Origin of the sequence: Curtobacterium sp. VKM Ac-2861 (assembly GCF_013204965.1) — a bacterium.
GTDB lineage: Bacteria > Actinomycetota > Actinomycetes > Actinomycetales > Microbacteriaceae > Curtobacterium.
Genome location: NZ_JABMLA010000001.1, coordinates 979,983 through 1,002,771, shown reverse-complemented (window position 1 = coordinate 1,002,771; position 22,789 = coordinate 979,983). Strand labels below are relative to the sequence as shown.

22 protein-coding genes are annotated in these 22,789 nt (G+C 70.5%); 20 read left to right on the top strand and 2 right to left on the bottom strand.

All coding sequences use genetic code 11. The annotated features are described in order from the left end of the window. Positions 1-60 precede the first annotated feature (60 nt). From aroA to trmD, 8 genes are all read left to right on the top strand, one after another. On the top strand, positions 61-3,321 hold the full coding sequence (aroA, locus tag HQQ88_RS04520) for a 3-phosphoshikimate 1-carboxyvinyltransferase (protein WP_173168724.1): 3,261 nt from the start codon (positions 61-63) through the stop codon (positions 3,319-3,321). Positions 3,322-3,329: 8 nt separating this feature from the next. Then, positions 3,330-4,487 carry an acyl-CoA dehydrogenase family protein gene (locus HQQ88_RS04515; RefSeq protein ID WP_173168723.1) on the top strand — a complete coding sequence of 386 codons (1,158 nt, stop codon included), beginning with the start codon at positions 3,330-3,332 and terminating at the stop codon, positions 4,485-4,487. 83 nt (positions 4,488-4,570) lie between these two features. Then, complete coding sequence (locus HQQ88_RS04510; protein ID WP_173168722.1) at positions 4,571-5,416, top strand: SDR family oxidoreductase; 846 nt, start codon at positions 4,571-4,573, stop codon at positions 5,414-5,416. Positions 5,417-5,420: 4 nt separating this feature from the next. Next, positions 5,421-7,541, top strand: a complete 2,121-nt coding sequence (locus tag HQQ88_RS04505) for an FAD-dependent oxidoreductase (protein WP_173168721.1) — start codon at positions 5,421-5,423, stop codon at positions 7,539-7,541. 164 nt (positions 7,542-7,705) lie between these two features. Beyond that, positions 7,706-8,119, top strand: coding sequence for a 30S ribosomal protein S16 (gene rpsP, locus HQQ88_RS04500; RefSeq protein ID WP_111086066.1), 414 nt, complete (start codon positions 7,706-7,708; stop codon positions 8,117-8,119). Between the two features lie 3 nt (positions 8,120-8,122). Continuing rightward, on the top strand, positions 8,123-8,359 hold the full coding sequence (locus HQQ88_RS04495; RefSeq protein ID WP_111086067.1) for an RNA-binding protein: 237 nt from the start codon (positions 8,123-8,125) through the stop codon (positions 8,357-8,359). Between the two features lie 19 nt (positions 8,360-8,378). Then, entirely contained in the window at positions 8,379-8,924 is a 546-nt protein-coding gene (rimM, locus tag HQQ88_RS04490) for a ribosome maturation factor RimM (protein ID WP_123294799.1), read from the top strand. A gap of 5 nt (positions 8,925-8,929) precedes the next feature. Next, positions 8,930-9,622 (top strand): tRNA (guanosine(37)-N1)-methyltransferase TrmD, encoded by a 693-nt coding sequence (trmD, locus tag HQQ88_RS04485; protein WP_173168720.1) that lies wholly within the window; start codon positions 8,930-8,932, stop codon positions 9,620-9,622. 142 nt (positions 9,623-9,764) lie between these two features. On the opposite strand, the gene map is transcribed toward trmD, so the two are convergent. Then, positions 9,765-10,556: a type I methionyl aminopeptidase gene (map, locus tag HQQ88_RS04480; protein ID WP_173168719.1), complete on the bottom strand. Its 792-nt coding sequence runs from the start codon at positions 10,554-10,556 to the stop codon at positions 9,765-9,767. A 167-nt stretch (positions 10,557-10,723) separates the two neighbouring features. Here map and rplS point away from each other — a divergent pair, with 167 nt between their 5' ends. From rplS to HQQ88_RS04435, 9 genes are all read left to right on the top strand, one after another. Further along, entirely contained in the window at positions 10,724-11,080 is a 357-nt protein-coding gene (gene rplS, locus HQQ88_RS04475; RefSeq protein WP_123294796.1) for a 50S ribosomal protein L19, read from the top strand. A gap of 133 nt (positions 11,081-11,213) precedes the next feature. After that, positions 11,214-11,957, top strand: a complete 744-nt coding sequence (gene lepB / locus HQQ88_RS04470) for a signal peptidase I (RefSeq protein WP_173168718.1) — start codon at positions 11,214-11,216, stop codon at positions 11,955-11,957. Further along, a complete protein-coding gene (locus HQQ88_RS04465) occupies positions 11,954-12,652 on the top strand; it encodes a ribonuclease HII (protein WP_123294794.1) in 699 nt (232 codons plus the stop codon). The genes lepB and HQQ88_RS04465 overlap by 4 nt, the downstream gene beginning before the upstream one ends. Before the next feature lie 248 nt (positions 12,653-12,900). Further along, on the top strand, positions 12,901-13,224 hold the full coding sequence (locus HQQ88_RS04460; RefSeq protein WP_111086072.1) for a DUF2469 family protein: 324 nt from the start codon (positions 12,901-12,903) through the stop codon (positions 13,222-13,224). Between the two features lie 105 nt (positions 13,225-13,329). Further along, positions 13,330-13,677 (top strand): Lsr2 family protein, encoded by a 348-nt coding sequence (locus tag HQQ88_RS04455; RefSeq protein ID WP_111086073.1) that lies wholly within the window; start codon positions 13,330-13,332, stop codon positions 13,675-13,677. 152 nt (positions 13,678-13,829) lie between these two features. Next, complete coding sequence (locus HQQ88_RS04450; protein ID WP_123294793.1) at positions 13,830-14,219, top strand: YraN family protein; 390 nt, start codon at positions 13,830-13,832, stop codon at positions 14,217-14,219. Beyond that, on the top strand, positions 14,216-15,739 hold the full coding sequence (locus tag HQQ88_RS04445; protein ID WP_173168717.1) for a YifB family Mg chelatase-like AAA ATPase: 1,524 nt from the start codon (positions 14,216-14,218) through the stop codon (positions 15,737-15,739). The genes HQQ88_RS04450 and HQQ88_RS04445 overlap by 4 nt, the downstream gene beginning before the upstream one ends. Then, positions 15,736-16,980: a DNA-processing protein DprA gene (dprA, locus tag HQQ88_RS04440; RefSeq protein ID WP_173168716.1), complete on the top strand. Its 1,245-nt coding sequence runs from the start codon at positions 15,736-15,738 to the stop codon at positions 16,978-16,980. The genes HQQ88_RS04445 and dprA overlap by 4 nt, the downstream gene beginning before the upstream one ends. 25 nt (positions 16,981-17,005) lie before the next feature. Continuing rightward, positions 17,006-17,944, top strand: coding sequence for a tyrosine recombinase XerC (locus tag HQQ88_RS04435; protein ID WP_367916975.1), 939 nt, complete (start codon positions 17,006-17,008; stop codon positions 17,942-17,944). 175 nt (positions 17,945-18,119) lie between these two features. Here HQQ88_RS04435 and HQQ88_RS04430 read toward each other — a convergent pair whose 3' ends face one another. Next, positions 18,120-18,710 carry a M23 family metallopeptidase gene (locus tag HQQ88_RS04430; protein WP_173168714.1) on the bottom strand — a complete coding sequence of 197 codons (591 nt, stop codon included), beginning with the start codon at positions 18,708-18,710 and terminating at the stop codon, positions 18,120-18,122. A gap of 367 nt (positions 18,711-19,077) precedes the next feature. Here HQQ88_RS04430 and HQQ88_RS04425 point away from each other — a divergent pair, with 367 nt between their 5' ends. The 3 genes from HQQ88_RS04425 to tsf all read left to right on the top strand — a co-directional run bounded on the left by HQQ88_RS04425 (position 19,078) and on the right by tsf (position 22,669). Continuing rightward, positions 19,078-20,520, top strand: a complete 1,443-nt coding sequence (locus tag HQQ88_RS04425) for a sugar porter family MFS transporter (RefSeq protein ID WP_111086085.1) — start codon at positions 19,078-19,080, stop codon at positions 20,518-20,520. Positions 20,521-20,832: 312 nt separating this feature from the next. Next, positions 20,833-21,759 carry a 30S ribosomal protein S2 gene (gene rpsB / locus HQQ88_RS04420; RefSeq protein WP_111086086.1) on the top strand — a complete coding sequence of 309 codons (927 nt, stop codon included), beginning with the start codon at positions 20,833-20,835 and terminating at the stop codon, positions 21,757-21,759. Between the two features lie 82 nt (positions 21,760-21,841). Continuing rightward, the gene (gene tsf, locus HQQ88_RS04415; protein WP_111086087.1) at positions 21,842-22,669 is read left to right on the top strand and encodes a translation elongation factor Ts; all 828 of its coding nucleotides are present in this window, start codon (positions 21,842-21,844) and stop codon (positions 22,667-22,669) included. The last annotated feature ends 120 nt before the right edge of the window (positions 22,670-22,789 follow it).

Genomic DNA, 22,789 nt, shown 5'->3' with positions numbered 1-22,789 from the left:
ATTCACAGTAGTTCCACACCGGGCGTACCGTTGATATGTACAGAGCAGGAAGAGGTACGCATGCAGTTGGTCGTGCGCGGCACGTCCGCACCCCTCGTCGGGGAACTCGACGTCCCCGTCTCGAAGTACCACGCGCACCGCGCGCTGGTGCTCGCGTCGCTGGCGAAGGGGACGAGCATCGTCTCCGGCATCAGCGCCACCCGCCAGGTCGAGTGGACCGTCGGCACGCTCCGCGCCCTCGGCGTCGACGTGAGGCGTCGCGGGGACGAGTACCACGTCACCGGGCTCGGCGGCCGGTACGAGGCCACCGACGTCGTCGACCACGGGTCCCGTGGCGCCGACGGCATCCTGAACATGGGGTCCTCCGGCACCACCCTGTACTTCATGACGGGTCTGGCGTCGCTCGCCGACAAGCCGATGACGCTCGTGGGCATGAAGTACTTCCAGCGCCGGCCCATCAAGGCGCTGCTGACCTCGCTGACCCAGATGGGCATCGAGCTCGAGGCGACGAACGACTGCCCGCCCGTGACCGTCCAGCCGAAGCGCCCCCGCGGCGGCGACGTCACGATCGCCGGCACCCTGTCGCAGTGGGTCTCCGGCCTGCTCCTCGTGGCGCCGTTCGCCGAGCAGGAGACCCGGATCCACATCACCGGCGACCGGCTCAACGAGCAGCCCTACGTCGAACTGACCGTCCGGATGATGCGGGAGTTCGGCCTGACGGTCGAGGTCTCCGACGACTGGCTCGAGTACCGGATCCCGGCGAACCAGCAGGCCACCCCGCACGACTACGTCATCCCGCCGGACATCGGCTCCGCCGCGTTCGGCATCGCCGCGGCCGGCATCCGCGAGTCGAACCTGCTCCTGCGCGGCATGACGGCCTTCACCACCGCCGAGACCGACCACCCGGAGAGCGAGTTCCTCGACCTCGCGACGGCGATGGGCGTCCCGATGCGGATCGACGAGGAGACCGGGTTCGTGCGCATCGAACACGACGGTTCCCCGCTGCGACCGCTCGACATCGACTGCCAACCGATCCCCGACCTGCTACCGGTCCTGTCGACCATGGCCACCTTCGCCGAGGGCACCACCCGGCTGTGGAACGTCGCCCACATCCGGTTGAAGGAGTCCGACCGCGTCGCGGCGATGCTGCAGCTCAACCGCATGGGTGGTCGGGCCGAGCAGGGCGCCGACGAGCTCCGCGTCACCGGTGTCGGGGCCGAGGGACTCCACGGCGCGCAGATGTCGTCGTTCAACGACCACCGGGTCCTGATGTCACTCGCCGTCGCTGCCTCGAAGGCGCGCGGTACCTCGGGGCTGACCTACCCGCGGGCCTACCGGATCTCGTACCCGACGTTCCTCGAGGCGATGAACTCCGTCGGCCTCGACATGGAGGTCGGCGACGCCCTCGCCGCGCAGATCGCCCGCGACGACCGGGCCGACGCGGCCGAGGCCGCCGCGATCGCGGACGCGCGCACCGACCTCGGCGAGCGCACCGATGGCGGGCGCGCCGATGGCGAGCGTAACTACGGCGAGCGCACCGACGGCGAGCGCGCCGACGGCGAACAGCACCCGGTCGCGCCCACGACCCCGGAGCCGCTCGCACTCGCCGGTGTCGACGCGGACCCCCTCGTGCTGAGCGAGAAGGTCCGCGCGCTCGCGACCACCGATCCCGACGGCCTCGCGGTCATCGAGGTCGGCGGCGCAGCACCCGTGAACACCACGTGGCGGGAACTGCAGGACGAGGCCGACAAGGTCTCCGCGCTCCTGCTCGAGCTCGGGGTCCGCAGGGGCGAGTCGGTCGCCATGCAGTTGCCGAACTGGCGCGAGTTCGTCTCCATCACCCTCGGGGCGATCCAGATCGGGGCCGTCGCGACGCCGATCATGCCGGTGTTCGGACCGCGCGAGACGACGATGACGCTCGCCCGGTCCCGCGCCCGTGTGGTGTTCCTGCCGAACGTGTTCCGCAAGCGCCGGCCCGCGCTCGAGCTCCTCGACGTCATCGACGAGGCGAAGGCGCAGCAGCGTCGGCTGTCGGTCGAGCACGTGATCGTGCTCCGGTCCGAGGCGCGCGGCCAGGTCGACGCCCCGACGAACCAGCCGCCGCTGCCGGCCGACGCCCTGGACCGGGTGGCCACGAGTGACTGGCACTGGCGCTACTTCGACAACGCCCTCGACGCCGTGCACGTGGACGTCGACGAGATCACCTCGCGCGCGCCGGGCCCCGACGACGTCTGCCAGCTGCTGTTCACGAGCGGGACGACGGGGGAGCCGAAGGGCGTGCAGCACCCGCACCGCACCCTCGGGCTGGCCACGGCCATGCACGTCGCGCAGTCGGGCTTGACGAGCGCGGACCGGATCTACATCCCGTCGCCGCTCGCGCACCAGACCGGGTTCCTGTACGGCATGCTGCTGGCGTTCCGGCTCGGTGCGCCGCAGGTCATCCAGCCGGTGTGGGACGGCACCGTCGCGCTCGAGCAGGCGTTCGGCGTCGCGAAGGCGTCGTTCGTGCAGTGTGCGACCCCGTTCCTGACCGACCTCGTGGACCTGGTCGAAGCGGGTGCCGCCCAGCCCGAGTCGCTGCGGATCTTCGTGCCGACCGGTGCCGCGGTGCCGCGGGCCCTCGCCCAGCGGGCCGCGACGGTGCTCGGCACGGCCATCCTCGGCGCGTTCGGTACGAGCGAGACCTGCCTCGGCGCCCTGTCCAGCCCGATCGACGACCCGGCGGCAGCGTACGGGCACGACGGTCGTGCGCTGCCGGGCATCCGGATCCGGATCGTCGACGACGAGGGCCACGAGCTCCCCGCCGACACCGAGGGCAACTTCGAGCTGCACTCGCCGACGATGTTCGACGGGTACCTCGACCGCCAGGACCTGACCGACGACGTCTTCACCGAGGACGGCTGGTACAAGACCGGCGACCTGGCGAAGGTCGACGCGAACGGCTTCCTGTCGATCACCGGCCGGATCAAGGACGTCATCAACCGCGGTGGCGAGAAGATCCCGGTCGTCGAGATCGAGAACCTGCTGTACCAGCACCCCCTGGTCACGGACGTGGCGATCGTCGCGATGCCGGACCCCCGACTCGGTGAGCGTGCGTGCGCGTTCGTCGTGCCGGCTGCCGGTGCCGAGCGGCTCGACTTCGCGGCGATGCAGCAGGCGCTCGACAAGGCGGGCGTGAGCAAGTACTACTGGCCAGAGCGGCTCGAGTCCATCGACGAGCTGCCGCGCAACGCCGTCGGCAAGGTCCAGAAGAACGTCCTGCGTGAGCAGGCAGCCGCGCTCGTCGCCGCGAGCACCACGAAGGAGAACGAGACACGATGACGCTGGTCATGGAAACCGCCACCGAATCCGCCTTCCAGCAGCTCAAGGCCGAGGTCACCGAGTGGGTTCGCGGCCGCGGTGAGGAGTGGGCGGACGAGATCGAGCGCACCGGCCGGGTCGCCCCGGAGCTGTTCCAGGAGCTCAAGGACAACGGGTGGCTCAGCCTCGCCGCCCCGACCGAGCTCGGCGGACGGGCCATCCCGTTCTCGCGCTACCTCGAGATCATGGAGATCGTCTCGCGTTCGCACGCGTCGATCCGGATGCTCGTGCACGTCATCAACGGCACCTGGCGCGCGATGGCCCCCTACGCGACGCCGGAGCAGATCGAGCAGGTCGTCAAGCCGAGCGTCGCGGGTGACAAGCTCGTCGCGTTCACCCTGACCGAGGCCACGGCCGGCACCGGCGCGGACATCCGCACCACCGTCCGCCGCGAGGGCGACACCTACGTCATGAACGGTGAGAAGCACCTCATCACGTTCGGCGTGCAGGCCGACTACTGGCTCATCGCCGCCCGCCTCGAGGGCACCAGCGGCCAGGACGGCACGGTCGCGTTCCTCATGCCGAACACCGGGCTGCCGGGTGCCGAGGTGATCGACGACTCCGACACCATGGGCATCCGCGGCACCGACCACGCGATCCTGCGCTTCACCGACGTGCCCGTGCCGGCCAGTGCGCTGCTCGGCGCCGAGGGGCAGGGGCTCGAGGTCGCGCTCGGCGGCTTCCTGCTGCCGAGTCGCGTGTCCGTCGCGATGAGCGCCGTCGGCCTGGCCGAGCGTGCGAACGAGCTCGCGGTCGAGTACGCGAACAAGCGCGAGACGTTCGGCAAGCAGCTCTCCAGCCGCCAGGCGATCCAGTTCTACCTGGCCGAGAACTACGCCGACATCGCCGCCGCCCGCGCCCTGGTGCTCGAGGCCGCCCGAGCCTACGAAGAAGACCGCCCCGACGCGGGCACGCTGTCCAGCGCCTCGAAGATGGTCGCGGTCGACATGCTCGCCCGCGTCACCGACAAAGCCCTGCAGGTGCACGGCGGCCAGGGCTACTGGAAGCGCAACGCGATCGAGCGCGTCTACCGCGACGCGCGCGCGCAGCGCTTCGAAGAGGGCACCAACGAGATCCAGAAGCTGGTCGTCGGCCGCGCCGTCGTCACCGGCAAGGCCGGGTTCTAGACAGCAACCACCCACCGGACGGGAGGCCCGTGGCGGGCCCGCCACGCGCCTCCCGTCCCTCCCCACGCACGTAGAGGACCGCAGTGACCGACAACACCAACGCACCCATCGCACTGATCACGGGCGCTTCGCGCGGCATCGGCCGCCTGCTCGCGCAGAAGCTCGGCCAGCGCGGCGTGACCGTCGTGGTCACGTACAAGGGCAACGCCGACCTGGCCGAGGAGTCGCTGGCCGACGTCAAGGCCGCCGGCGGCGACGGGATCACCGCGCAGGTCGACATCGAGCAGCCGGAGTCGATCGACGGCCTGTTCGACCTGGTGCGGGACACCTACGGCCGCCTCGACATGTTCGTCGCGAACGCCGCCGCCAGCGCGTTCAAGCCGGTCAAGGAACTGAAGCTGCACCACCTGGACCGCAGCTACGCCACCAACGCCCGCTCGTTCGTGCTCGGGGCGCAGCGTGCCGCCGAGCTGATGGACCGCGGTGGGCGCATCGTCGTCGTGACCTCGTACGGATCGCTCCGCGCGTTCCCGACCTACGCCGCGCTCGGCGCCGCGAAGGCCATGAGTGAGTCGTACATGAAGTACATGGCGGTCGAGTTCGGTCCGCGCCAGATCACGGTGAACGCGGTCAACGGTGGCCTCATCGACACCGACTCGCTCGAGTACTTCTACACGAAGGTCCCCGGGCAGGCGCCGATCGACTCGGTGTTCGAGAAGCTCCCACTGCAGCGCCCTGGCACCGCCGACGACATGGCGGACGCCGTCGACTTCCTGCTGTCGGACAAGGCCGGGTACATCACCGGGCAGGTGCTGTCGGTCGACGGCGGGCTGACCGTGATCGCGCCGCCGTTCTGGGCGGACACGACGTCGCCGCTGCGCGACGCGGTGCTGCCTGCTGACGACGCGGCTGTCGACGGGGCAGAGTAGGGGCATGAGCACCGTCGCCCTGCCCGAGCTCGCCGTCGTCGCCTCGCCGTGGACACTCGGCCCCCTGACCCTTCCCAACCGGGTGGTCATGGGGTCGATGCACACCGGACTCGAGGTGCACGACGACGGTGGGGCCGGCATGGCGGCGTTCTACCGCGAACGTGCTGCCGGCGGTGCCGCGTGCATCATCACCGGCGGCATCGCGGTGAACGACGAGGCCCGTGGCGGCCCCGACTTCGCCGTGTTCGGTGTCGGGGGAGCGGACGAGCGGTTCCGCGCCGCGGTCGACGCCGTGCACGAGGAGGGCTCTACGATCCTCGCGCAGCTGTTCCACGCCGGGCGGTACGCGCTCGCCGCGGGGATGGTCGACCGGCACGGGGAGCCCCAGCGCGTGGTGGCGCCGTCGGCCCTGCCCTGGGCGGCCGCCCGCGGTGTGGTGCCGACCGAGTTGACGCCGGCCGAGATCGAGCGCACCATCGAGGACTTCGCCGCCGCGGCCCGGTCCGCGCGGGACATCGGTTTCGACGGCGTCGAGATCATGGCGTCCGAGGGATACCTCATCAACCAGTTCCAGTCGCCGCTGACGAACCTGCGTGACGACGAGTGGGGCGGTTCGCCGGAGCGTCGACGGCGCTTCACGGTGGCGGTCGTCGAGGCAGTTCGTGCAGCGGTGCCCGACCTGGCCGTGACGATCCGGCTCTCCGGCGCCGACCTGATGCCCGGGTCGTCGACCGAGGACGACGTCGACGCCCTGGTGCACGACCTGCTGCCGCTCGGGCTCGACGGCATCTCGGTGGGGATCGGCTGGCACGAGTCCCGCACCCCGACCGTGCAGGCCGCCGTGCCGCACGGTGCCTGGCTCGCCTACGCCGCGCGCATCGCCGGGCTCGTGCGCGGCTCGTCGTACCCCGACGTCCGGGTGATCGCGTCGAACCGGATGACCGACCTGCGCGACGGTGAGACAGTCCTCGCCGACGGGACCATCGACGCCGTCGCGCTCGCCCGACCGTTCCTCGCCGACCCCGCGCTCGTGAACCGGTCGCTCGCGGGCCGCTTCGCCCTGGTGAACACGTGCATCGGCTGCAACCAGGCCTGCCTCGACCGCTCGATCATCGGAGCACCCGTGTCCTGCCTGGTGAACCCGCGCGCCGCCCGCGAGGTCGCCTTCCCCGCGCGTCCGACCACCGACCCGAAGCGCGTCGACGTCGTCGGCGGGGGACCGGCCGGTCTCGCCGCTGCCGTCGACGCCGCCCGACGGGGCCACCGCGTCACCGTGTGGGAAGCCGCCGACCGGCTCGGCGGCCAGTTCGGCCTCGCCGCGCTCGTCCCCGGCAAGGAGGACTACGCCGCCACCGTGCGGGCTGCCCGCGCCGAGCTCGACGAGCGAGGTGCCACGGTGCGCCTCGGGCGCCCGGCCACGACTGCGGACCTGGCCGACAGCGACGCCGTGGTGCTCGCCGCCGGGGTGGTCCCGCGCGACGTCGACGTCCCCGGTGCACACCTACCGCACGTCCTGTCGTACGAGCGGGCTCTGCGCGATGGCGTGCCGGCCGGCACCGTCGCGATCATCGGCGGTGGTGGCATCGGCGTCGACACCGCGGCGTTCCTGACCGAGTCGCCGGACGAGTCGGTCCGCGCCACCGAGTTCGCGGCGCGCTGGGACCTCGACGTCTCCGAGGAGCTCGTCGGCGACGTCCCCCAGCGGCTGCCCGCTGCGTCGCGCACGATCCGGCCGGGCTCCGACGTCACCGTGCTCCGCCGATCGGGCAAATTCGGGCAGGGCGTCGGGATCACCTCGCGCTGGGTCGCCATCGGTCGCCTCCGTGACGCGGGGGTGCGCATGGTCGGCGGCGTGCAGGAGTACCTGCGCATCGAGCCCGGGGCCCTCTGGATCCGCGACGAGCACGGCGAGGAGCGCGCGATCCCGGCGGACACCGTCGTGGTCTGCGCCGGGCAGGAACGCGCGATCGACACCGAGGGTGACGCGCGTGATGGACTCGTGACGGGCCTCCAGGCCGCCGGTGTGCCGTTCGCCGTCGTCGGCGGCGCACGCGACGCGCGGAGTGTGGACGCGGTCCGCGCGACGTCCGAGGCCCTCGAAGCGGTCCGGCGACTCGCGCCGTAGCGCGTCGGCTCGCATCGCGGCCCGGAATCTGTAAGAATGAACGGTCGAATCGCCGCAGCTCGACCCTCTATCCAGCTGTGAGCGATCTCTCTCGAGCTTTCACCGTGTGTGCCCCCACGCCCGCGGTTCCAGTTCAACCACAACGTAAGCAAACAGGAGCAATTGTGGCTGTCAAGATCCGTCTGAAGCGTCTCGGTAAGATCCGTGCGCCCTACTACCGCATCGTCGTCGCCGACTCGCGCACCAAGCGCGATGGTCGTGTCCTCGAGGAGATCGGTCAGTACCACCCGACCGAGGAGCCCTCGGTCATCAAGATCGAGTCCGAGCGTGCGCTCTACTGGCTCGGCGTCGGCGCACAGCCGACCGAGCAGGTCGCGGCCCTCCTCAAGCTGACCGGCGACTGGGCCAAGTTCAAGGGCGAGAAGGACACCGCGTCCAAGGTCAAGGTCGCCGAGCCGAAGCAGGCCTTCCAGGTCGACTCCTCGAAGAAGGCCGTCCTCAAGCCGAAGTCGGAGAAGACGGCTCCCGCCGCCAAGACCGACGACGCCGAGACCGCCGACGAGACGACCGAGGCGTAGTCCTTGCTCGAATCCGCGCTGACGCACCTCGTCAAGGGGATCGTCGATCACCCTGACGACGTGCGCGTCGCCAGCTCCACCTCCCCGCGGGGCGAGGTCCTCGAGGTGCGCGTGCACCCCGAGGACCTCGGCCGCGTGATCGGTCGTGCCGGGCGGACCGCCAAGGCACTCCGCACCCTCGTCTCGGCCCTGGCCGACGGCAAGCGGGTGCGGGTCGACGTGGTCGACACCGATTCCTAGGGAGACGACCCAGCTCCGGGTGGGTCGAATCACGAAGGCACACGGGCTCAAGGGCGGTATCAAGCTCGAGCTCTACACCGACGACCCGGATCGTCGGTTCACCCCCGGTGCCACGTTCACGCTCCAGGTCCCCGACGACTCACCGTGGTCGGGCAAGACCCTCGAGCTGGACGAGCTCCGCTGGTACAACGGTCACCCCGTCGCGTTCTTCGCGGGGATCGACGACCGCACCGGCGCCGAGTCGCTCGCCCGGATCATCCTCTGGGTCGAGCAGGACGCCGACGCCGAGACCGGCGAGGACGACGCCTGGTACGACCACCAGCTGGTCGGGCTGAAGGTGCTGCGCGACGGCGTCGAGGTCGGCACCGTCGCTCGGGTCGACCACATGCCGGCGCAGGACCTGCTCGCGATCGACACCCCGTCGCGCGGCGAGGTCCTCGTGCCGTTCGTCGCGGCGATCGTGCCCGCCGTCGACATCGCGTCCGGCACCGTCACGGTCACGCCGCCACAGGGTCTGTTCGAGGACCCCGAGGACACCTCCCGGCCCGAGACGGTCACGGACTAGCTGCCGTGCGGATCGACATCGTCACGATCTTCCCGGAGTTCTTCTCCGTGCTGGACGTGTCCCTGCTCGGCAAGGCCCGCTCCGGTGGGCTGCTCGACCTGCACGTGCACGACCTGCGCTCCTGGACGACCGACCGGCACCGCACCGTCGACGACACCCCGTACGGCGGTGGCGCCGGCATGGTGATGAAGCCGGAACCGTGGGCGCAGGCGCTGGACGCCCTGCTGCGGCCGGACGGCTCGTCGACCCTCGTGGTCCCGACGCCCGCAGGCACGCCGTTCACGCAGTCCATCGCGCGTTCGCTCGCGTCGACGTCCGACCACCTCGTGTTCGCCTGCGGGCGGTACGAGGGCATCGACGCCCGCGTCTTCGAGTGGGCGGCGTCACGCTGCTCGGTTGTCGAGCTCTCGCTCGGTGACTACGTGCTGAACGGCGGCGAGGTCGCGGCGATGGCCATGATCGAGGCCGTCGGACGACTCGTCCCCGGCGTCGTCGGCAACCCCGAGTCCCTGGTCGAGGAGTCCCACGAGGACGGCCTGCTCGAGTACCCCTCGTACACGAAGCCCGCCGTGTGGCGTGACCACGCCGTGCCCGAGGTGCTGCTCAGCGGCCACCACGGCAAGGTCGCTGCGTGGCGGCACGAGCAGCAGGTGGAGCGGACGCGGCGCGTCCGGCCGGACCTGCTGCCGCCTGCCTGACGGGCTGCGGCCGGCCGGTCGGTTTTCGCGCTGAGCGACAGTTCTCGCGGTGCGTTCCCCGTGAACTGTCGCTTTGGGGCACTGGTCGCGACCAGTGACGGACGGGAGGCGCGGGGCGGGACCGCACCGCGCCTCCAGCCCCTCAGCTGGTCGGGTCGGCGCGCTGGGCGCGACGCAGGGTCAGGACCTCGGGTCCGGCCTCGGTGACCGCCACCGTGTGCTCGACGTGCGCAGCACGTGAGCCGTCGACGCTCCGGAGCGTCCAGCCGTCGTCGTCCTGGTACAGCTCGTCGGTGCCCTGCATGAGCCACGGCTCGATCGCGACCACCAGGCCCGGCCGGAGCTTCAGACCGCGCCCGGGTCGCCCGTCGTTCGGCACGTGCGGGTCGCCGTGCATCGTGTGACCGACACCGTGCCCGCCGAACTGCAGGTTGACGCTGTAGCCCGCCTCCTTCGCCACGTGCCCGATCGCGTGCGAGACGTCGCCGAGCTTGCTGCCCGGAGCAGCCTGCGCGATGCCGGCAGCCAGGGCGCGCTCGACGGTCGAGATGAGCGTCTGGTCCTCGTCGCGGGGCGTCCCGACCTGCACCGACACGGCGGAGTCCGCCACCCAGCCGTCGACGCTCGCGGCGAAGTCGAGGCTGACGAGGTCGCCGTCCTGCAGCACGTGGTCGAACGGCAGACCGTGCAGCGCCGCGTCGTTCACCGAGGTGCACAGGTTCTTGCCGAACGGCGACTTGCCGAACGAGGGGTGGTAGTCGACGTAGCAGCTCTCGGCGCCCCGTTCGGCGATCATCCGCGCGGCGACGCGGTCGAGCTCGAGCAGGTTCACGCCGACGTCGACCGTGGCGAGCAGTTCGTCGAGGACGTCGGCCACGAACCGACCGGCGACGCGCAGTCCGTCGAGTTCCGTGGGGGTGCGCAGTTCGATCATGGGTCCATCCTCGCTGTTTTGCCCCCGGCGTTCTGTGTGGCAGTATGGATCGCTGTGCCCTGGCTGGACTCTGCCACGGGGGAGTCGCCGACACCGGGCAAGCACCACCACTTCATCAGACATCGATCCGCGGCGACCCGTGTGCGTCCGCAGAGAGTAGAACAGCCATGAGCCAGCTCCTCGACAACGTCGACGCAGCATCGCTGCGGACCGACGTCCCGGACTTCCGCGCCGGTGACACCATCAAGGTGCACGTGAACATCATCGAAGGCACGCGCTCGCGTATCCAGGTCTTCCAGGGTGTCGTCATCGGCCGCCAGGGCCACGGCATCGGCGAGACCTTCAAGGTCCGCAAGGTGAGCTTCCAGGTCGGCGTCGAGCGCTGGTTCCCGGTGCACTCGCCGATCATCGACCACATCGAGATCGTCACCAAGGGTGACGTCCGTCGCGCGAAGCTCTACTACCTGCGCGAACTGCGCGGCAAGGCAGCCCGCCGCAAGATCAAGGAGAAGCGCGACGCCTGATCGCCTTCACAGTGAGCGCCTGCGAGCCGGACGCCGCTGCTGGCCCCTCGCCGATGTACGGTTGTGCATCGACGGGGGGCTTTCCCTTTGCGCCCGCTGAACCCGGGCGGGCACGGTGTGAACGAGAGCGGAAATGACGGACACGACTGAGGAATCCGGGCGCAGGCCCCGGCCCGAGAAGCAGCGCAACGGGATCCTCACATTCCTCCGCGACCTCGTCATCATCTTCATCGCGGCGCTGCTCGTGTCGTTCTTGGTCAAGACGTTCCTGATCCGCTCGTTCTACATCCCGTCGGCGTCGATGGAGAACACGCTGCAGATCAACGACCGTGTGATCGTCAACGAACTCGTCCCGGGTGTCGTGGCGCTGAAACGCGGCGACGTCGTCGTGTTCAAGGACCCGGGTGGATGGCTCGCGGGGTCCGAGGTGCCGAGCGTCACGCCGGACACCCAGCCCGCCAAGGCGATCGACTGGGTCCTGACGCAGATCGGCCTCGGGACGGGCGACAGCGACGACCACCTCATCAAGCGCGTGATCGGTCTGCCGGGGGACAAGGTCTCCTGCTGCAACGACCTCGGGCAGATGTCGGTGAACGGCGTCCCGATCAAGGAGCCGTACCTCAAGCTGCCGGCCGGCGCTCCCGCGTCGGCGACCGACTTCTCCGTCACCGTGCCGAAGGGCACCATCTGGGTCATGGGCGACAACCGCAACGACTCCAAGGACTCCCGCTACAACGGGGACACGCCGTCGAAGGGGTTCGTGCCGGTGTCCGACGTGACCGGCCGCGCCTTCGTGATCTCCTGGCCGACGAGCCGCTGGACGTGGCTCGACGACCACCCCGAGGTGTTCGCCGGGGTGGAGGAGCGCGACCAGTGACCCCCGTCCGCCCCTCCCTCCGCGTCGAGAAGCGGCTGCTGGCCGAAGGCCGTGTCACGGTCATCGGGATGGACGAGGTCGGACGCGGTGCGATCGCCGGCCCCGTCGGCGTGGGCGTCGCGGCCGTGACGATCGACGTCGGGCGGGTCCCGCAGGGTCTGGCCGACTCGAAGCTGCTGTCCGCCACCCGCCGGACGGACCTGGTCCCCGTGGTGACCCGGTGGGCGCGCACCGCCGTCGGCATGGCGTCCGCCGAGTACGTCGACCGGCAGGGGATCGTCCCGGCGCTCGGAGCCGCAGGGGCGCAGGCGCTCGAGTCGCTGGTCGCCGGTGGCCTGTCGCTCGACGGCGCCGTCGTCGTGCTGGACGGGTCCTTCGACTGGCTGTCCCGTGCCGTCCCCGCTTCGCTCCGTCCGACGACGGACCCGCTCGAGGTCGTCGTGCAGGTCAAGGCCGACCGGGATTGCGCCTCGGTCGCCGCGGCGTCGATCGTGGCGAAGGTCGCGCGGGATGCCCTGATGATCGCGGCCCACGACGAGGCACCGCACTACGCCTGGGCGTCGAACAAGGGTTACGGCTCGACCGCGCACTACGACGCCATCCGTGCGGTCGGGGCGCACGCACTGCACCGGAAGTCGTGGTTGCACCAGGCGTCGAGCGTGTCACTCGAGGGCTTCGACGCGCTCGTCAGCTGACGCGCTGCGGTCGGCCCCGGCTGTCTTGCCTGTGGCCCGCGAGGTTCCGAAATCTCGGCATCTCGGCCCATGCCCGGTGCCGCCGCGGAACCTCGGCGGAGCGCACACGGCGTGTTGTGGAACCTCGGTGAGCTCGTTGGGGAGCAGCCGACCTCGGGGTCGTTCGACCTTCACGTCCGCGGCGCTGGGCCACACGGCTGAGGGGTGGTCGCGCACTGGTGCGACTGCCGCCGTAGACTGTGGGCGCAATGGATGAGGACGAATTCGACGACTACGACCGCGAGGTCGAGCTGGCCCTGTACCGCGAGTACCGCGACGTCGTGTCGCAGTTCCGCTACGTGGTCGAGACCGAGCGGCGTTTCTACCTGGCGAACGAGGTCGAACTCGTGCGCCGGGACACCGAACACGATTTCTACTTCGAACTGACGATGAACGACGTCTGGGTGTGGGACGTCTACCGTTCCGACCGGTTCGTCAAGGGCGTCCGCGTCCTCACGTTCAAGGACGTGAATGTCGAAGAACTGACATCGCGAGAACTCGAACTGCCGAAGGAACTCGCACTCGACGAGTGATCGTCAATTCCGGTGCATTCGGCGAATCGCCGGTGATCGGTGACGTGCCGGAATTCCACGCGCTATTCTGGTCGGGATTTCCCGTCCAATGAACAGGAGCCGCGCATGGCACAGAAGGTCACCGTCCAGCTCGTCGACGACCTCGACGATTCCCCCATCACCACCGGTGAAGGTCGCACGGTCGAATTCGGTTTCGACGGCTCGTCGTACGAGATCGACCTGACGAACGACAACGTCGACAAGTTCCGCGAAGCGATCTCCGACTACATCGCCGCAGCGCGCAAGGTCTCCGGTCGTCGCACCGGCAGCACGGCGCCGAAGTCGGCCCCGAAGCGTGGCAACTCCGAAGAGCTCGGCAAGATCCGCGAGTGGGCGAAGGAGAACGGCTACGAGGTCTCGACCCGTGGTCGTATCTCGACCCAGGTGCAGGAAGCGTACGCAGCCGCACACTGAGCCGCTGTCGACGAAGGACCCGGATGATCGCGATCACCCGGGTCCTTCGTCATTCCTCCCCAAGGGCGATCGTCGTCGTCTGATTCCACAGAGTCTTCGTCGGTGCACATCCTCGCTGCCGTTCCCGCGATCGTTGCCGTGGAGGCAATGACATGGAACAGAAGCTGCACGATCGCCCTGGACGAACACTCCGGAACGGCCGCCTGGGGCGGTTCGGCGAGGACCAGGCCGTGGCGTGGTTGCACGAACGGGGTTTCCGGGTCCTCGAGCGGAATTGGCGGTGCGCCCGGGGCGAGATCGACATCGTCGCGTGGGATTCCTGCACACTCGCGTTCATCGAGGTGAAGACGCGATCCGGTACGACGACGGGGCATCCGTTCGAGGCGATCACGGCGACGAAGCTCACGCGGATGCGACGACTCGTGGCCGAGTGGTTCGACGCCCATCCGGAGGTGTCGGCACGCGCTATCCGCATCGACGTGGTCGCGGTCCACGTCGACGGCCCGCGGACGGCCGTGCAACACGTGGCGGGTGTGCTGTGACGGGCATCGGCCGTGCTGCGGCCGTCGCCCTGCTCGGCGTGACCGGGCGCCGGATCGAGGTCGAGGCCCACCTGACCAGCCAGCTGCCCGCCTTCAGCATCATCGGACTGCCGGACACTTCGCTCGGCGAGGCGCGCGAGCGAGTCCGTGCCGCCGCTGCGAACGCCGGGTGTCCGTTGCCGGCTCGTCGGATCACGGTGAACCTCACGCCCGCGGCGATCCCGAAACGGGGTTCCGGGTTCGACCTGGCGATCGCGATGGCCGTGCTCGCCGGCGCCGGACTCGCACCCGACGTCAGTGAGCGGATCGTCTACATCGGGGAGCTCGGTCTGGACGGTCGGGTCCGACCGGTCGCCGGAGTCATCCCGATGTTGCTCGCCGCCCGCGACGCCGGGGCCGACCGAGTCGTGCTGCCGATCGGCAACCTGCCCGAGGCCCGCGTGGTCGACGGCGTGCGCACCACCGCGGTCGACTCACTCCGTGCGGCTGCGATCGACGCCGGCGCGCTGCTGCCGCCGGTCGAGGTCGACGCGGTGCTGCCGGTGCCGGTGCCCTCGGTCCAACGCCCGGTGGCCGAACTGTCGGACGTCGTCGGGAACCCGATCGGGGTGCGCGCCGTCGTCGCCGCGGCGGCCGGTGGGCACCATGTGCTCCTGCTCGGTCCACCCGGTGCCGGCAAGACGATGCTCGCGGAGCGCCTGCCCGGGCTCCTGCCCGACCTCGACGACGCGACCGCGCTCGAGGTCGCCGCCGTCCGGTCCGTCGCCGGACTCGGGCCGGCGTCGTGGAGCACGAAGCCCCCGTGGGAGGCCCCGCACCACTCCGCGTCGGCGATCTCCCTGATCGGCGGCGGCTCCGGTGTGCTGCGACCCGGAGCAGTGTCGCGGGCGACCGGCGGCATCCTGTTCCTCGACGAAGCACCGGAGTTCCCCCGTGCGGTGCTCGACGCGCTCCGCCAGCCGCTCGAGTCCGGTCGGATCACCATCCACCGGGCTGCGGGCGCCGCCGAGTTCCCCGCGCGGTGCCAGGTCGTGCTCGCTGCCAATCCCTGCCCGTGCGGCAACGCCGGCGGAGCGCACGGCCAACCGTGTGAGTGTCCGCCGAGTGCGGTCCGGCGCTACCTCGGGCGGATGTCCGGACCGCTGCTCGACCGGATGGACATCCGGGTGCTCGTGCCCCGGGTGACGACCGGGAAGATGCGTGGTGCCGACGGGAACACGCCGACGACGGCCGAAGCCCGCGCCGGCGTCGCCGCGGCCCGCGCTCGGATGGCCGAACGCCTCCGGGACACCGGGTGGACGAAGAACGCCGAGGTCACCGGAGCCTGGCTCCGGGCGGACGGTCGGATCGAACCCGGTTCGACCACCGAGCTCGACCGGGCGCTCGACCTCGGCACCTTGACCATGCGGGGGTGGGACCGGGTGATGCGGCTCGCGTGGACCCTCGCCGACCTCGAAGCGGTCGACCGTCCGAGCAGAGCACACGTCCGGGGTGCTCTTGCCCTGCGGAGCGCACTGTGAGCGGCGTGGGGCCCGGCCACGGCAGCGAACTGCTGGCCGCGATCCGACGGGTCCTCGGGGCCGACGGAGTGTCGGACCCGGTCCAGACCGCCGCTCGGGTCGCGTGGTCCGTGATCGTGGAGCCGGGGGACTCCGTCGCCGGTGAGCTCATGGCGGCCCTCGGGTCGGAGCGCGCCCTCGGCTCGGTCCTGCTGGCAGCCGACGGTGCGTTCGAGGATCTGCTCGACGGGTGTGTGGAGGCCGGCGTACCCGGTGCGGAGGATCCTGATGCGTTCGCCGGTGTCCTGCACACGGCCATCGACCGGTGGCGACCGCGCTTGGTCCGGTCCGACGTGGCCGACGTCGTCGCCTCGGCCGAAGCCGTCGGGGCACGACTGCTCGTGCCCGGGTCCGCTGGGTGGCCGACGGCGATCGACGACCTCGGTCCCCACGCACCGCTCGTGCTCTGGACGCGCAGCGCCACGGGTGTCGGCGACGGGGCACCCGCGCTGGCCGTGGTCGGGTCGCGGGCGAACACCATCGCCGGGGCCGAAGCAGCCGCCGAGATCACCTCGTCCGCCGCGGACGCCGGCTGCACGATCGTCAGCGGCGGCGCCTACGGGATCGACGCGGTCGCACACCGGGTGGCGATCGCCGCAGGGGCCCCGACGATCGCGGTCCTGGCCGGGGGGATCGACCAGCTCTACCCCGCCGGCAACGTCCAGCTGCTCCACAACGTCGCTCGGCAGGGCGCCCTGGTGGCGGAGTCGGCGCCGGGGACCCGCCCGACCCGATGGCGCTTCCTGGCCCGGAACCGGTTGATCGCCGCCCTCGCCGATGCTGCGGTCGTCGTGGAGGCCGGTGCGCGGTCCGGTGCGCTCAACACCGCGCACCACGCCGGGCAGCTCGGTCGCCCGGTGTTCGCCGTCCCGGGAGCGTTCGCGTCCTCGGCGTCGGTCGGATGTCACCGACTCGTCGCACAGGGCCGGGCGCAGCTCGTCGTGCACCCGGGGGACCCGGTCGCCGCGATGCGTCCCGTGGCCGCATCCGGTGTGACCGCGGCGGCGGACGAACCCCTCGTGTCGGTCCAGCGCGATCCCGAGGTCGTCCGGGTCCTCGACGCGCTCGGCCGTCGTGCCCTGCCAGAGGCCGAGATCGCTCGACGGTCCGGGCTGTCCGGAGCGGCGGTGGCGGATGCTCTCGCGCTCGCGCAGTTGCAAGGGCTCGTGGCGCACAGCAGCGGCGGGTGGGGCCGCGCATGACGTCGGCCAGCCGTACGCTGACGACGTGGCGGACCGAGCAGAGCAGAAGGAAGAGCGACTCGTGGCAGCGGTCGACTCGTTCCTCGGGCACGCTCGACACGCCAGGGGGCTCAGCGAGCAGACGCTCCGCGCGTACGCGAACGACCTCGAGCAGTTCGTCGGGTTCGCCGCGCGACGCGGCGTCGTCGGCATCGACGGGGTCGACCTCGAACTCCTCCGTGACTGGTTGTGGGAAGCCGACCAGCGGGGGCTCGCACGGTCGACGATCGCCCGCCGGTCGTCGTCGGTGCGGGCATTCACGCGGTGGGCGAGCGAGACCGGGGTGACCGCGATGGACGCCGGCGTGCGGCTCCGTGCACCGAAGGGCGGCTCGCACCTGCCGCGGGTGGTGTCGGCCGACCAGGTCCGTGGGTTGCTCGACGGCCTCGCGGCCCGTGCAGCGACCGACGATCCCGGTGCGCTGCGGGACCTGGCGCTCGTGGAGCTGCTGTACGCCGCGGCCATCCGGGTGAGCGAGCTCGTCGGCATCGACGTCGCCGACGTCGATCGCGGGCGGCTCACGGTCCGCGTGCTCGGGAAGGGCGGGAAGGAGCGGGTCGTGCCGTTCGGTGTCCCGGCCCGTGACGCACTCGAGGCGTGGACGTCGCGGGGGCGTCCGACCCTCGCGGCGCGGGCCGACGTACCGAGCACGGCACTGTTCCTCGGTGACCAGGGTGGCCGGCTCGGGGTGCGCAGTGCATACCGCGTGGTGGCTCGCCTGCTCGGGGACCTTCCCGGCGAAGGGCCGAGCGGACCGCACACCTTCCGGCACACCGCGGCGACGCACCTGCTCGACGGGGGAGCGGACCTGCGGGCGGTCCAGGAACTGCTCGGGCACGCGAGCCTCGGGACGACGCAGATCTACACGCACGTTTCCTCAGCGCGGCTGCGCGAGGTCTACCGGACGGCCCACCCGCGCGCCTGACGGCGCGACCGCCGGACCGGCGCCGTGCCCCGCGAGCGACCGTCGGACCGGCGCCGAGCGACCGCCGGACCGGCGCCGCGCACTCGTGCGGCTGCGCGGCGTCGGAACGTTGGAACGGCGCGACCGTTACGTCGCACGTGGAAGTCGCCCGTCGCCCACCGCTCGTCGCCGTCGCTCACCCCGGCCAAGCGGACTCCGGCAACAGCACGGGCCACTCGGCCGAGGGAAGGTACGACGTCGGGTCCACGTAGCGGCCGTCGATCCGCGCGCCGAGGTGCAGACACGGTGCCGAGGCCGGGCAGTGCCCCACGGACACCCGGCCGACCGGATCACCCTGTCGGACATCGTCCCCGGCGGCGACGAGCGGCTGCACCGAGTCGAGGGTGCTGACGAGCCCGCCGCCGTGGTCGACCGTCACGACGCTTCTGCCGCCCACCGGTCCGGCGAACGCCACCGTGCCGTCGTCGACCGCCGCCGCAGTCGTGCCGAGCGGCGCCGGGACGTCGAGCCCGCGGTGACCGGCGGCGTAGTCGTCGGACGGCGGCTCCCACCCGCGGTCGACCACCCGCGTGCCGGTCGGCCAGACCCACGGTTCGGCAGCACGAGTCGCCGCCGTGCCATACCGGTGGTCGCGCAGGTCCTCCGGCGCGGGCACGGGTGCGGGCAACGACGCGGTGGCCGTCCAGAACGCCCCGAGCATCCCGATCACCACCACCATCGCGGCGACCGGAGGGCGCCGAGTGCCGGAGCCGGGGAACAGGAGCATGCCGTCACTCTGTCCGCCACGGACCGGCCACACGACCGAGGTGAGGCGGTCCGTGGAGGGTGGGGCGGGCCTCCCGGCCTGTGGAGGGACGACGCGACCGCAACGAACGAGCATGCGGACGCGTCTCGCGACGAAGCACGAGGTGATCACCGCGTGGACTGTCGGAACGGTCGTGCGCAAGCCCACGCCCACACCCCGACCGCCCCGCCCGGCCCCGCGCACCGAGCGCACCCGGTTATGACCACATCCACCACGAGGAGTACAGTCGGGGCCGCTCCGGACCACGCAACGCCGCACGGACGGCGAACGAGCCGACCGCCGGGGCACCGTGCCCACAGCAGCACGGCCGGCAGAACCCAGGAGCATCGTGTCCAACACAGCCACCGGGCACGGCGAGGACCGTGCGTTCAAGGGGAAGGTCACCGCGTTCGCCATCGCAGCAGCGGTGGGCGGTTTCCTCTTCGGCTTCGACTCGTCGGTCATCAACGGCGCCGTCGAGGCCATCAAGGGCGAGTTCGGCCTGTCCGAGGCGGCGAGCGGCTTCGCCGTCGCTTCCGCGCTCATCGGCTGTGCGTTCGGCGCCTACTTCGCGGGTCGACTCGCTGACCGCTGGGGTCGCACCCGGGTGATGTTCTGGGCCGCGGTGCTGTTCCTGGTGAGCTCGATCGGCTCCGGCTTCGCGTTCGCCACGTGGGACTTCGTCCTGTGGCGTCTCGTCGGCGGCCTCGGCATCGGTACGGCCTCGGTGATCGCGCCGGCGTACATCTCCGAGGTCTCGCCGAAGGCGATCCGCGGGCGCCTGGCCTCGTTCCAGCAGCTCGCCATCACGCTCGGTATCTTCGCCGCGCTGCTGTCCGACCAATTCTTCGCCGTCACCGCCGGTGGCGCCTCCGAGGTCGTCCTCGGCCTGCCGGCCTGGCGCTGGATGTTCCTGGTCGGCGTGATCCCGTCGGTGGTCTACGGCATCCTGGCGATCACGCTGCCGGAGTCGCCGCGGTACCTGCTCGCCAAGGGGCGGACGGAGGACGCCCGCGCGGTCATGACGAAGATCGTCCCGCGCGACACGGTGAACACGAGCCTGGAGGAGATCCAGGACGGCATCAAGAAGGAAGCCAACGAGAAGAAGGGCTCCATCCGGGGCAACCGCTTCGGCCTCCAGCCCATCGTCTGGGTCGGCATCATCCTGGCCGTGCTGCAGCAGTTCGTCGGCATCAACGTGATCTTCTACTACTCGACGACGCTCTGGCAGGCGGTCGGGTTCAAGGAGAGCGACTCGTTCCTCATCTCCACGATCACGTCGGTGGTCAACGTCGCGGTCACGTTCATCGCGATCTTCCTGGTCGACAAGGTCGGTCGGAAGCCGCTGCTCGTCACCGGTTCCGCCGGCATGTTCGTGTCGCTGGCGATGGTCGCGATCGCGTTCTCGCAGTCGACGATCGTGGACGGCAACCCGAGCCTGCCCGGCTCGTGGGGCGTCATCGCGCTCATCTTCGCGAACCTGTTCGTCGTGTCGTTCGGTGCGACGTGGGGCCCGCTCATGTGGGTACTGCTCGGCGAGATGTTCCCGAACCGCATCCGCGCCACGGCGCTCGGCATCGGTTCGGCCGCCAACTGGGTCGCGAACTTCATAGTCACGATCACCTTCCCGGTGCTGTCCGGCTTCAACCTGACGGTCACCTACGGCATCTACGCGCTGTTCGCGCTGATCTCGTTCTTCTTCGTCATCGCGAAGATCCCGGAGACCAAGGGGCGCTCGCTCGAGGAGATGGGCATCTCCGCCGAGGGCGACACGGTGAACGCGAAGGCGTGATCAGTCGCGTCTGAGACACCCAGAACACCGGACAGGAGGCCCGGATCACGTCAGCCGGTCGGCGCGCGTGATCCGGGCCTCCTGTCTGCTAGCATTTCCCCAGCAGTGCGCTGATGCGCGCTGACTTCGCGTGTCCACAGGGTCGTCAACGGTTCGCCGTCTCCGGCCCGGCACTCGACCACCGGTCCCGCTCTCACGAGCGGGCGGTCGCGTGCCAGGACACCAGGGATCACGACCTCCGGTCGTGCTCGACACAACCGCAACAGGGGCACGGCACAGCTGCGCTCCGAGAACACAGAAGGAGGACGGCACATGGCCGTCGTCACCATCCGCCAGCTGCTCGACAGCGGCGTCCACTTCGGACACCAGACCCGTCGGTGGAACCCGAAGGTGAAGCGCTTCATCCTGGCCGAGCGCTCGGGCATCCACATCATCGACCTGCAGCAGTCGCTGGCCTTCATCGACCGCGCGTACGACTTCGTCAAGGAGACGGTCGCGCACGGTGGCACGATCCTCTTCGTGGGCACCAAGAAGCAGGCGCAGGGCTCCATCGCCGAGCAGGCGACCCGCGTCGGCCAGCCGTACGTCAACCAGCGTTGGCTCGGCGGTCTGCTCACGAACTTCCAGACGGTCTCCAAGCGCCTCGCGCGCATGAAGGAGCTCGAGGAGATCGACTTCGACGACACGACGAAGGGCTTCACCAAGAAGGAGCTCCTCATCAAGAAGCGCGAGCTGGACAAGCTCCACAAGACCCTCGGTGGTATCCGCAACCTCACGCGGACCCCGAGCGCGCTCTGGATCGTCGACACCAAGAAGGAGCACCTCGCCGTCGACGAGGCGCAGAAGCTCGGTATCCCGATCATCGGCATCCTCGACACCAACTGCGACCCCGACGAGATCACGTACCCGATCCCGGGCAACGACGACGCGATCCGCTCCGTCGGTCTCCTCACCCGCATCGTCGCCGACGCCGCGGCCGAGGGCCTGAAGACCCGTCACAACGGTGGCGACGACGAAGAGGCCGCAGAGCCCCTCGCCGAGTGGGAGCAGGAGCTCCTCGGTGGCGACGCCGCGACGCCGTCCGCCGACGCCGCTCCCGAGGGTGCGACCGTCGAGGAGAACAACGCTGACGCGCAGGTCGCCGCGAAGGAGATCGGCGAGCCGATCGCCGACGACGCGAAGAACGCGGAGCCGACGGCCGAGGCCGAGGCAGCCGCGGAGACCACCCCCGCCGAGTGACCTGTCGCAGGCGCCGGACCCGATCGGGTCCGGCGCCTGCGTCACCACTCTCCACACACGTACCGTCCAGAAAGGACAGTCAATGGCAAACTTCACCGCTGCTGACGTGAAGAAGCTCCGCGAGGACCTCGGCGCCGGCATGATGGACGCGAAGAACGCGCTCGTCGAGGCCGACGGCGACTACGACAAGGCCGTCGAGCTGCTCCGCATCAAGGGTGCGAAGGCCGTCGCCAAGCGCGACGACCGTGCCACCTCCGAGGGCGTCGTCGTCGCGAGCTCCGAGAACGGCGCCGCCACGGTCGTCGAGCTCGCGAGCGAGACCGACTTCGTCGCGAAGAACGAGAAGTTCACGACGCTGGCCGACAAGGTGCTCGGGGCCGTCGCGGCCGCCGGTGCAGCTGACGTCGCCGCCGCGAACGCCGCCCCCGTCGACGGCAAGACCGTCCTCGAGGTCGTCAACGAGTCGGCCGCCGCACTGGGCGAGAAGCTCGAGGTCCGCACGGTCCGCCGTGTCGAGGGCTCGGCCTTCGAGATCTACCTGCACAAGACCAGCCAGGACCTGCCGCCGCAGATCGCCGTCGTCATCGCGTACGAGGGTGACAACGCTGCCGAGGCCCGTTCGATCGCCCAGCACGTCGCGTTCGCGAACCCGACGTACCTGACCCGCGACGAGGTCCCGGCCGACGAGATCGCCAAGGAGCGTGCGACCGTCGAGGCGATCACGCGCGAGGAGGGCAAGCCCGAGGCTGCGCTCCCGAAGATCGTCGAGGGTCGGGTGAACGCCTACATCAAGCAGGTGTCGCTCCTCGACCAGGACTACGCGAAGGACAACAAGATCTCCGTCGCGAAGGCCGCCGAGAACGCCGGCATCACGATCCAGGGCTTCGCCCGCGTCAAGGTCGGCGCGTAACGAACCCGTGACGGGGTCAGGAACCAACCAGGTTCCTGGCCCCGTTTTTCGCGCCTCCGGGCGCGACACACACGCGACACATCCGCGAGTACATTTCCACGAGACCACGACGAAGGGTGC

Bases quoted from the DNA above. Each gene is read 5' to 3' on its own strand.
- HQQ88_RS04460 (WP_111086072.1), top strand. From the start codon at position 12,901: ATGGATGAGGACGAATTCGACGACTACGACCGCGAGGTCGAGCTGGCC.
- lepB (WP_173168718.1), top strand. From the start codon at position 11,214: ATGACGGACACGACTGAGGAATCCGGGCGCAGGCCCCGGCCCGAGAAG.
- HQQ88_RS04505 (WP_173168721.1), top strand. From the start codon at position 5,421: ATGAGCACCGTCGCCCTGCCCGAGCTCGCCGTCGTCGCCTCGCCGTGG.
- rpsB (WP_111086086.1), top strand. From the start codon at position 20,833: ATGGCCGTCGTCACCATCCGCCAGCTGCTCGACAGCGGCGTCCACTTC.
- HQQ88_RS04430 (WP_173168714.1), bottom strand. From the start codon at position 18,710: ATGCTCCTGTTCCCCGGCTCCGGCACTCGGCGCCCTCCGGTCGCCGCG.
- rplS (WP_123294796.1), top strand. From the start codon at position 10,724: ATGAGCCAGCTCCTCGACAACGTCGACGCAGCATCGCTGCGGACCGAC.
- HQQ88_RS04450 (WP_123294793.1), top strand. From the start codon at position 13,830: ATGGAACAGAAGCTGCACGATCGCCCTGGACGAACACTCCGGAACGGC.
- HQQ88_RS04515 (WP_173168723.1), top strand. From the start codon at position 3,330: ATGGAAACCGCCACCGAATCCGCCTTCCAGCAGCTCAAGGCCGAGGTC.
- aroA (WP_173168724.1), top strand. From the start codon at position 61: ATGCAGTTGGTCGTGCGCGGCACGTCCGCACCCCTCGTCGGGGAACTC.
- HQQ88_RS04455 (WP_111086073.1), top strand. From the start codon at position 13,330: ATGGCACAGAAGGTCACCGTCCAGCTCGTCGACGACCTCGACGATTCC.
- tsf (WP_111086087.1), top strand. From the start codon at position 21,842: ATGGCAAACTTCACCGCTGCTGACGTGAAGAAGCTCCGCGAGGACCTC.
- map (WP_173168719.1), bottom strand. From the start codon at position 10,556: ATGATCGAACTGCGCACCCCCACGGAACTCGACGGACTGCGCGTCGCC.